The organism is Streptococcus sp. 3705 (assembly GCF_013277145.1).
Lineage (GTDB): Bacteria > Bacillota > Bacilli > Lactobacillales > Streptococcaceae > Streptococcus.
Map to the genome: position 1 here is coordinate 1 of NZ_VMMJ01000041.1, position 1,325 is coordinate 1,325.

The window sequence follows — 1,325 nt, forward strand, 5'->3', positions numbered from 1 at the left end:
GTAGAAGGAACTACAGAAGTAACTTACGTTTATGAAAAAGCAGGACAAGTAGTAGTTCACTACACTGATGAAAAAGGTAACACTATTCAAGTGGACGCTGTTGATACAAAAGACGGTAAACCAAATTCAGACTACAACACTGCAGATAACGACATGAAACCAAATCGTATCACTACTCCAGAAGGAAAAGTATACGAATTGGTCGACGCTTCAACTAAAGGAAATGAAACAGGTAAGGTTGTTGCTGGAGAAACAACAGAAGTAACATACGTTTATAAAGAAGTAACTGGTGATGTAGTAGTTCACTACGTTGACACAGAAGGTAATGTAATCGCTGAAGATAAAGAAGATACTAAAGGTGCTTCTCTGAACGCTAAATATGATACAACTGACAACAAACCAGAGAAAATCGAAAAAGACGGAACTGTGTACTACTTAACAGAAAAAGCACTTAAAGACGGTTCTAAAGAAACTGGAGATGTAGTAGAAGGTAAAACAGAAGTAACTTACGTTTACGAAAAAGCAGGACAAGTAGTAGTTCACTACACTGATGAAAAAGGTAACACTATTCAAGTGGACGCTGTTGATACAAAAGACGGTAAACCAAATTCAGACTACAACACATCTGATAACGGAATGAAGCCAACTCGTATCACAACTGCAGAAGGGAAAGTATACGAATTAGTACCAACAGCAACTAAAGGTGACGAAATAGGTAAAGTAGTAGCAGGACAAACTCTTGAAGTAACTTATGTTTACCAAGAAGTTAAAGGGAATGTCATCGTTAAATTCCAAGATACAGAAGGAAATACCATCTCAGAAGATGAAAATGATGAAACAAATGCTTCTCTTAATACAAACTACAACACGTCAGAACATAAGAAAGCGACTATCGTAAAAGATGGTGTCACTTACTATCTAACTGATAAAGCCCTAAAAGACGGCTCTAAACCAGAAGAAGGTTCTGTTGTAGAAGGAACTACAGAAGTAACGTATGTCTATGAAAAAGCGGGTTCAGTCATCGTTAACTACCAAACAGAAGATGGAACTCCATTAGTAGGAACTGCAGATGGTGCTAATGTAGAATCAGGTGTAAAAGACACAACAGACGCTAAAGCAGGAACTGACTATAATACTGCAGACAACGGAATGAAACCAAGCCGTATCACAACTGCAGAAGGAAAAGTATACAAATTGGTTGAAGCTTCAACTAAAGGAAATGAAACAGGCAAGGTTGTAGCAGGACAAACTCTTGAAGTGACCTATGTTTATATTCTGGAAAATGTCGTACCAGAGCCTAAACCAGAACCTAAGCCAGAACCTAA

At 37.9% G+C, this 1,325-nt stretch carries 1 protein-coding gene; it reads left to right on the top strand.

Annotated features, from left to right (window positions below; translation table 11 throughout):
• Positions 1–1,325, top strand: a 1,325-nt coding sequence (locus tag HT714_RS09410; RefSeq protein ID WP_173251835.1) for a MucBP domain-containing protein, incomplete at both ends; no start/stop codon positions are given.